9 protein-coding genes are annotated in these 8,491 nt (G+C 53.8%); all 9 read left to right on the top strand.

The window, feature by feature from the left end:
- Window positions 1–342: 342 nt before the first annotated feature.
- Window positions 343–1,665: a carboxyl transferase domain-containing protein gene (locus H6B10_RS10310; protein WP_204651529.1), complete on the top strand. Its 1,323-nt coding sequence runs from the start codon at window positions 343–345 to the stop codon at window positions 1,663–1,665.
- A gap of 53 nt (window positions 1,666–1,718) precedes the next feature.
- Window positions 1,719–2,099, top strand: a complete 381-nt coding sequence (locus H6B10_RS10305; protein ID WP_204651528.1) for a biotin/lipoyl-containing protein — start codon at window positions 1,719–1,721, stop codon at window positions 2,097–2,099.
- Window positions 2,100–2,121: 22 nt separating this feature from the next.
- Entirely contained in the window at window positions 2,122–3,525 is a 1,404-nt protein-coding gene (locus tag H6B10_RS10300) for an oxaloacetate decarboxylase subunit alpha (RefSeq protein ID WP_204651527.1), read from the top strand.
- Window positions 3,526–3,704: 179 nt separating this feature from the next.
- Window positions 3,705–4,583 (top strand): YicC/YloC family endoribonuclease, encoded by an 879-nt coding sequence (locus tag H6B10_RS10295; protein WP_204651526.1) that lies wholly within the window; start codon window positions 3,705–3,707, stop codon window positions 4,581–4,583.
- A gap of 9 nt (window positions 4,584–4,592) precedes the next feature.
- The gene (locus H6B10_RS10290) at window positions 4,593–4,859 is read left to right on the top strand and encodes a DUF370 domain-containing protein (protein WP_204651525.1); all 267 of its coding nucleotides are present in this window, start codon (window positions 4,593–4,595) and stop codon (window positions 4,857–4,859) included.
- Window positions 4,856–5,434 (top strand): guanylate kinase, encoded by a 579-nt coding sequence (gene gmk, locus H6B10_RS10285; protein ID WP_204651524.1) that lies wholly within the window; start codon window positions 4,856–4,858, stop codon window positions 5,432–5,434. The genes H6B10_RS10290 and gmk overlap by 4 nt, the downstream gene beginning before the upstream one ends.
- Entirely contained in the window at window positions 5,431–7,698 is a 2,268-nt protein-coding gene (gene priA, locus H6B10_RS10280; RefSeq protein WP_204651523.1) for a replication restart helicase PriA, read from the top strand. Before gmk ends, priA begins: the two co-directional genes overlap by 4 nt.
- A 21-nt stretch (window positions 7,699–7,719) precedes the next feature.
- Entirely contained in the window at window positions 7,720–8,235 is a 516-nt protein-coding gene (def, locus tag H6B10_RS10275) for a peptide deformylase (protein ID WP_204651522.1), read from the top strand.
- A 3-nt stretch (window positions 8,236–8,238) separates the two neighbouring features.
- Window positions 8,239–8,491, top strand: a 253-nt coding sequence (locus tag H6B10_RS10270; RefSeq protein ID WP_275951070.1) for a methionyl-tRNA formyltransferase, incomplete at its 3' end; no start/stop codon positions are given.

Raw genomic sequence — 8,491 nt, 5'->3', positions numbered from 1 at the left:
GCGCGGAAGGTCCCGTAAAATTGGGGATGCTGCAGCCCGGTGAATATCGCGAACTGAAGCGGTCAGAGGTCAGTGCTCTGCGAAACGCGGCGCAAAAGAGCAGCCGTACGGCACCGGCACGCAAGCAGGAAGCGCCGCGCCGCCCGGGCCCTTTGACGCATAAAAAGGGCTGATGCAGGGAAAATGCCTGTAAAAACGCCCAAAAAAGAGCGAAAAAATCCAGAAAACACAAGAGTTTCTACTTGTGGAATTTTACACAAAGTAGTATAATTGTGCCAAATGACATATTTTTTATGAACATTTTCACAAAAAACAGTCAGTCTTATCATGGGAGGTCACTGTATGGCAGCAAACAAACCCGGCAAGGCAGAGATCCTTGCAGCATTTTTTGACGACGGCGCTTATTCGCCGTTGTACACAGAGGGCGCCGTCAGTGCGGCGTACGGCTGTGCCAACGGACAGAGCGTATATGTTGTGTTCGAAAACGGTGAGCCGGTTGGCGTGCAGGATATCAAGAAGAATATCCGCGTACTGGAAATGGCAGCTGAGACCGGCGCCCCGGTTGTTACCTTCTACAATTCTACCGGTGCGAAGCTGGATGGCGGCCTGGAGCTGCTCAATGCAACGGCTGCGCTGACGGCTGAAATCGCGCGCGTTTCCGGTGTTGTGCCGCAGGTTGCCGTAATTACCGGTACCTGTGCCGGCACCAATGCCATCAACGCGGCGGCTGCGGATGTCTGCGTCATGGCTGAGGATGCAGAGCTGTTCCTGAATGCACCTTTTACGGCCGAGGATAACGTCGGTGGTGCCGGTTCTGCGGCGTTTGCTGCAAAAGCTGGCGTTGCTGCGGTTACGGCTGCGGATGCTGTTGCGGCAGCAAAGCAGGCGGCCAGCATCGTAGCGCTGCTGCCGGCCAACAACCTGTCCGGCCCGGCGCTGTTTGATTTCGATGCGCCTTCCAAGACCATCAACGTGGCCAAGTACACTGCTGCCGACGCTGTAGAAGCTTTGGCCGATGCCGGCAGCGCCGTGGAACTGTACAGCGGCTACGGCAAGAACATTGTGACCGCTCTGGCTACCATCAATGGCAGCGCCGTGGGCATTCTGGCCACCGAAAAGGCTGCGATTTGCCACAAGTGCACTGCAAAGGCTGCACGGTTTGTCCGTCTGTGCGATGCTTACAGCATTCCCGTTGTGACGGTTGTGAACAGTGACGGATTCGTCAAGAGCGAAGGCGACGACCAGGCTGGCGGTATCCGTCAGGCTGCCCGTATGGCCGGTGTGTATGCAGAAGCCACCACTGCCAAGGTTGCTGTGCTTGTTGGGGATGCGGTTGGCCCTGTTTATACGGTCTTTGCCGCTTGCGCCGACTGGCGCGTGGCGGTTCAGGGCTGCACCATTGCCCCGCTGGCGCCCGAGACTGCGGTGAGCGTTCTGTACAAAGACGAAATTTACGCTTCTGACAATATTGCCAATGCTACCAAGGCGAAGGCTGCCGCTTATGCCAAAGAGGTTTGCGGCGCCGAGGCTGCCACCGCAAACGGCGCAGCCGATGCTGTATGCGAAGCTGCCACCGCCCGCGGTGCAGTTGCACAGGCACTGGATATGCTGGCCAGCAAGCGCGCTGTTCGCCTGGCCAAGAAGCATGGCAACATTACCCTGTAAGCACCCGCTCACAGAATGAAAATCATCAACCTTGATTTAAGGAGGAACTTCCTATGAAAAACCTGATCGTTACCGTTAACGGTGTTGCTTACAATGTTACGGTGGAAGAGGGCACCGGTGCCCCTGTAGCACCTGCCGCTCCCGCCGCTGCTCCGGCTCCGGCCCCGGCCGCCGCTCCTGCTGCTCCTGCCGCTCCCGCTGCTCCCGCTGGGGCTGCCGGTTCTGTGGTGGTCAATGCTCCGATGCCCGGCAACATCCTTGACGTCAAAGTGAAACCCGGCGATTCCGTAAAGGCCGGTGACACGCTGCTGATTTTGGAAGCCATGAAGATGGAGAACGAGATCAGCGCTCCGCAGGACGGCACCATCGCCAGCATCGATGTGCGCAAGGGCGACGTCGTGGATTCCGGCGCGCTGCTGTGCACCATGAACTGATCGAAAGGCTAGGTGAATGACATTGGCTAAGAAACCGATCAAAATTACCGAGGTCGTTCTGCGCGACGCGCACCAGTCTCTGCTTGCCACCCGTATGACCATGGATGAAATGCGGCCCATCTTGCCCGAAATGGATAAGATCCCGTATTTCTCTGTAGAATGCTGGGGCGGCGCTACGTTTGACTCCTGCATCCGCTTCCTGGATGAAGACCCGTGGGAGCGTCTGCGCATCCTGCGTAAAGAACTGCCGCATCAGAAATTGCAGATGTTGTTCCGCGGCCAGAACATGCTGGGTTACCGTCCTTATGCCGATGACGCGGTCGAGTACTTTGTCCAGAAGTCTGTAGCCAACGGTATTGATGTCATCCGTATTTTCGATGCCCTGAACGATCCTCGTAACCTGCAGACGGCCATTAAGGCTGCCAACAAGGAAGGCGCACATGTACAGGCCTGTATCAGCTATACGCTGAGCCCCGTACATAATAACGAATACTTTGCCAAGTACGCAAAGACGTTGGAAGAAATGGGTGCAGACTCTATCTGCATCAAGGATATGGCAGGTCTGCTGAAGCCGTACACCTGCTATGATCTGGTCAAAGAATTGAAGTCCACCGTAAATATTCCCGTGGATATTCACAGCCACTATACCGCCGGCCTTGCTTCCATGTCCATTCTCAAGGGCATTGAGGCCGGTGCCGACATCATCGACACTGCTATGAGCCCGCTGGCACTGGGCACCTCCCACATGCCCACCGAGAGCCTTGTGGCAGCCCTGCAGGGTACCGACTACGATACCGGTTTGGATCTGAACCAGTTGAATGTTGTGCGTGCTTACTTTGCCAAACTGCGTGAGAAGTACATTGCCAATGGCCAGATCAGCCCGAAGTCTCTGGGCGTAGACGCCAACACGCTGCTGTACCAGGTACCGGGTGGTATGTTCTCCAACATGCTCAAGCAGTTGAAGGATGCCGGCAAGGAAGACAAGCTGGACGACGTGCTGGCCGAGATTCCGCGTGTGCGTGAGGATGCCGGCTATCCGCCGCTGGTTACTCCCACCAGCCAGATCGTTGGTACCCAGGCTGTCTTTAACGTGATCATGGGCGAACGCTACAAGATGGTCACCAAGGAGTTCAAGGGCCTGGTTCATGGCGATTACGGCAAGACGCCCGCGCCCATCAAGAAGGAATTCAGCGACTTCATCCTGAAGGGCGAAGAACCCATCACCTGCCGCTTTGCCGATACGCTGGAACCCGAAATGGACAAGCTGAAGGCCGAAGCAGCCAAGTATGCAATTCAGGAAGAGGACGTGCTGACCTACGCCATGTTCCCGCAGGTTGCGCCCAAGTTCTTTGAAAAGCGCAACGCCCGTCTGCAGGGTGTGGATGCACTGCATGCTGATTACGAAAGCAAATCTCATCCTGTTTAATTGATTGAAAACCGCTCCCGCTTCCCGCGGGAGCGGTTTTTGTTGCGTATGTAAAAAATCAAGGCAAAAAGCAGTGAAAGATGACCATTCAACTTGCATCTTGCCTGTAAAAATAGTACAATATACAATATATGTTTTTGTGCGACCGGAACAAAAAACACAGTCGTGAGGTGTAGGGTATGGTTTTGAGCATGACAGGCTACGGCCGGGCAGGAGCGTTACTGCATGGCCGGGATATCAAGGTGGAACTGCGCAGTGTGAATGCGCGTTTTTTTGAGTATTCGTCCCGCATTCCGCGTTCCTGCGCATTTTTGGAGGATAAGCTTAAAAAGCAGGTAGCATCCAAAGTCAGCCGCGGCAAAGTGGAACTGAATCTTTCGATTCAGACCGTTACGGCAGCAGATACAGTGGTGACGGTCAACTGGCAGCTGGCTCAGGGATATCGCGCCGCTTTGAATGCCATGTCGGAACGGATGGACCTGAAAAATGATGTAACAGCAGGTATGTTGGCAAGATTCCCGGATGTTTTGACTCAGACAGCCGCCCCGACCGATGAAGAAGAACTTTGGCAGGACGTTCAGTCTGTGGCGGAACAGGCGGTAGAAGCTTTTGTTGCCATGCGCGCAACGGAAGGCGAAAAGCTGAAGGAAGATGTGGAAAATCGGCTGAACGTGATTGAGCAACTGGTTGCACAAATTGAACAGAACAGTGCCGGTCGTGTACAGGCGTACAGCGACAAACTGTATGCGCGTTTGCAGGAATTGTTGGCAGATCGTAATATTGATGAGGCACGTCTTGTGACAGAGGCCGCCATCTTTGCCGACAAGACTGCAATCGATGAGGAGACCGTACGCTTGCACAGCCACGTGGCCCAGTATCGGGAGATTCTTGCACTGAATGAACCGATTGGGCGTAAACTGGATTTTCTGACGCAGGAACTGAACCGGGAATCCAATACCATTGGTTCAAAATGCCAGGATGTGGCCATTACTCGCCTGGTGGTGGAACTGAAATCGGAGATTGAAAAGATCCGCGAACAGATCCAGAATATTGAATAAGAGGCCATTATGAAGCTGATCAATATAGGATTTGGAAATATGGTCAATGCTGACCGCGTAATTGCTGTGGTCAGCCCGGATTCGGCGCCCATCAAACGATTGGTGCAGGATGCCCGGGAAAAAGGTGCGTTGATCGATGCCTCTTATGGACGGCGTACCCAGGCTGTACTGATTATGGATTCGGACCATGTGATTTTGTCCGGCATTGCACTGGACAGCGTTACGGGACGTTTCTCGCAAGAGGACAAGGACGGGGAAAAGGAGCAGGAAACATGAAAGGCGAAAAGTATTTGTTTGTGGTATCGGGTCCCTCCGGAACGGGCAAGGATACCGTTGTGGCGAATCTTTTGAAAAATCATCCGGAAATCCAGCACACGGTTTCTGCAACGACGCGCGCGCCGCGTGAAGGCGAAAAAGACGGGATCAACTACCACTTTATGACGGTGGCAGATTTTGAGGATCACCTGGCGCACGATCAGATTGTTGAGCATACGCAGTATTGCGGAAACTACTATGGCACCCTGCGCAGTGAAATCGAAACGCGCATGGAGCGTGGTATTCCGGTCATTCTGGTCATTGAAGTAGAAGGTGCCGGTAACATTAAGAAGATGTATCCGGGTGCCACGACCATTTTTGTTTTGCCGCCGGATATGGAGGAACTGGAGCGCCGCCTGCGGAATCGCGGTACCGAAGACGAAGAAACAATTCAGCGCCGTTTGAAGCGCGCCGAGGCCGAGATCGCCAACTCGGTGGATTACGATGAGCACGTGGTCAATGTGCAGGTTGAAACCTGCGCGGAAAGCCTGTATTCCATTATTCAGTTCCGGCTGCAGCACGGGAAGGAAGAATGACCTTATCGATTGCCCAAGTCGCAGTAGATAATGCGACCATCCATTTTGACAAACTCTACTCCTATAAAGTACCGGATTATCTGGAAGGCCGCGTCTGGCCCGGCAGTATGGTGCTGGTGCCGTTCGGGCGTGGAGATAAGCCCCGTATGGCAGTGGTGCTGGGAGTCGAAGCCACTGAAGAGGAGAAAGTCCCCAAAAGGCTTAAAACACTGCATGATGCGGCCCCTGAACAGGCACGCCTGACCCCGGATCTGCTGGAGTTGGTCCGTTTCTTAAAAGATCGGACTTTTTGCACCTGGTTTGAAGCAGTAAAAGCAGTCATCCCTTATGGGGCGCAGTATCGTGCCGCGACTGTAGATGGAAAACCGGTTATGCAGAACCGGCTGAGCCGCTCTACGGAACGTGTGTATCGTCTGGCAGGGGAACTTCCGCAAAAACCTAAGCCGGGGCCACGACAGTTGGCGGCAGTTGAAGCGCTGCGCAACGGCCCGTTGACAGCACACCAACTGGACGAAGTGGGAATTTCGAAACCCACGCTGGATACGCTTTGCGAAAAAGGCGTACTGGCAGTTACACAGCAGGATAAAATGCTGGATCTTTTTGCCGATATCCCTTTTGACCCACAGCCTATTACGCTGGCTGAAGAGCAGCAGCGGGCCTATGAGTCCATGCTGCCGGACCTGGAAGATGGGGAACCCCACGCAGCGCTGCTGCACGGTGTTACGGGAAGCGGCAAAACGGTTGTATTTCTCAAACTGATTCAGAGAACATTGGAGCTCGGGCGCAAGGCTTTGGTTCTGGTACCGGAGATCAGTCTGACACCACAGATGATCCGCCGTTTGAAGTCCACTTTTGGCAGCCGCCTGGCTGTGCAGCATTCGGCGCTTAACAATACCGAACGTTTGCTTCAATGGCGCATGATCCAGCAGGGGAATGCCGATATTGTTGTGGGCACACGCAGTGCGATTTTTTCGCCGCTGCAAAACATTGGCTTGATTATCATCGACGAGGAACAGGAGCACACCTACCAGAGTGAATCTGCACCTCGCTATGATGCTCACGATGTGGCCAAAAAACGTGCAGCCATGGAAAAGTCTCTGCTGGTCTTTGCATCGGCCACACCGCTGACCGAAACCTATCATGCGGCGGAAAGCGGAAAGTACAAACTGCTTACCCTGACACGACGTTATGGCGGGCGCCCTCTTCCTCAGGTGGATTTTATCGATATGCGCGCAGAAATGGCTGCCGGTAACCCCCGTGAAGTAAGTACCCGGATGGCCAGGGAACTGCAGGAAAACCTCGAAAACGGGGAACAGAGTATTCTGCTTCTGAATCGTCGCGGTTACCATACCGTTGGTATGTGTGTGGCCTGTGGGCATGTGCTCAAATGTCCCAACTGCAGTGTGCCGTTGGTTTACCACAAGCCACAGCAGGCTCTTATGTGCCACCACTGCGGCCACACTGTACGGCCGCTGCCTCAGCTTTGTCCGGAATGCGGCGGAAAGCTGAATTACAGCGGCTTTGGAACCCAGCGGGTGGAAGAAGAACTCTCTCAGCTGTTACCCGGTGCGCGCATCTTGCGCATGGATCAGGATTCCACCAGCCAGAAAAATGCCCATGAAACTATGCTGGCACAGTTTGGCCGACAGGAGTATGATATTCTGTTAGGTACACAGATGGTTGCCAAAGGTCTGGACTTTGAGAAAGTCACTTTGGTTGGTGTATTGGGAATTGATTCGCTGCTGTTTGGGCAAGGATTCCGTGCCTATGAAAGTGTATTCAGTCTGGTAACACAGGTGATAGGCCGCGGCGGCCGCGCTGCATTGCCGGGGAGAGCTCTGATTCAGACGACCGTACCGAATCACCCTGTTTTGCAGTTGGCCGCCGAGCAGGATTACGAAGCATTTTACCGGGAAGAAATTGCATTCCGAAAGTTTGGTCTTTACCCGCCTTACTGTTCATTCTGCATTGTTGGGTTTGTTGGCGCACAGGAAGGCAGCGTCGCCATGGCAGCTCACCGGTTTGGCACTTTGTTGGCAGAGCGTGCTGCTCAGCGCCCGCAGATGCCACTTCGCCTGCTGGGACCTGCACCGATGGGAATTACCATGCTGAATGGTAAGTATCGATATAAGCTTACCCTTAAATGCCGCAATGATGCTGCTTTTCGGGCACTTCTGCGGGAAACACTGGATGTTTACGCCCAGGAAAAGTTGCCGCAGAAAGCTTCTGTAATTTTGGATTTTAATTCAGACGGAGATTTATAATACTATTGGAGGTAATTTATTATGGCACTTCGTACCATTGTACAGGATGGGGATCCGATCCTGAAAAAGGTTTGCCGCCCTGTCACCAAATTTGATGATCGCCTTGGCCTTTTGTTGGACGATATGAAGGAAACTTTGCTGGACGCCAACGGGTTGGGTCTTGCGGGCCCGCAGGTCGGTATGATGCGCCGCCTGTTCATCTGCCTGGATGACCGTGATATGCCGGAAGAGGTTCCTGAAAACTACGAATACAAATTCATCGAGTTCATCAATCCGGAAATTCTTGAACTCAGCGATGAAAAGGTAGAACTGTACGAAGGCTGCCTGTCTTTCCCCGGACATAACGGTGCGATTCCTCGCTCCAAGCATGTCAAGGTGAAAGCGCAGGACCGCCATGGTGAGTGGTTTGAGATGGAAGCGGACGATATGCTTGCGCGCTGCATCCAGCATGAAAACAACCACTTGGACGGTATTACCATCATGGATTTGGCAACCCATTTCTATGAAGATGATTATCCTGAAGAAGACGAGGACTGATACATGAAAATCCTGTTCATGGGTACGCCGGATATTGCGGCGGAAAGTCTGGCGGCGCTGATGGAAGCCGGACATGAAATTTGCGCTGTATTTACGCGCCGCGATAAACCGGTGGGGCGCAAGCAGATTCTGACGGCACCGCCGGTCAAACAGCTGGCGGTGCAGCACGGCATTCCGGTGTATCAGCCGCGTACGCTGCGCGATGGTTCCTCGGACGATCTGATCCGGGAATTGGCGCCTGACATTATCGTTGTGG

Origin of the sequence: Gemmiger formicilis (assembly GCF_016901605.1) — a bacterium.
Taxonomy (GTDB): Bacteria; Bacillota; Clostridia; order Oscillospirales; family Ruminococcaceae; genus Gemmiger; species Gemmiger formicilis_B.
The sequence above is the reverse complement of the archived record's forward strand: the minus strand, read 5'-3'. Positions and strand labels throughout refer to the sequence as shown.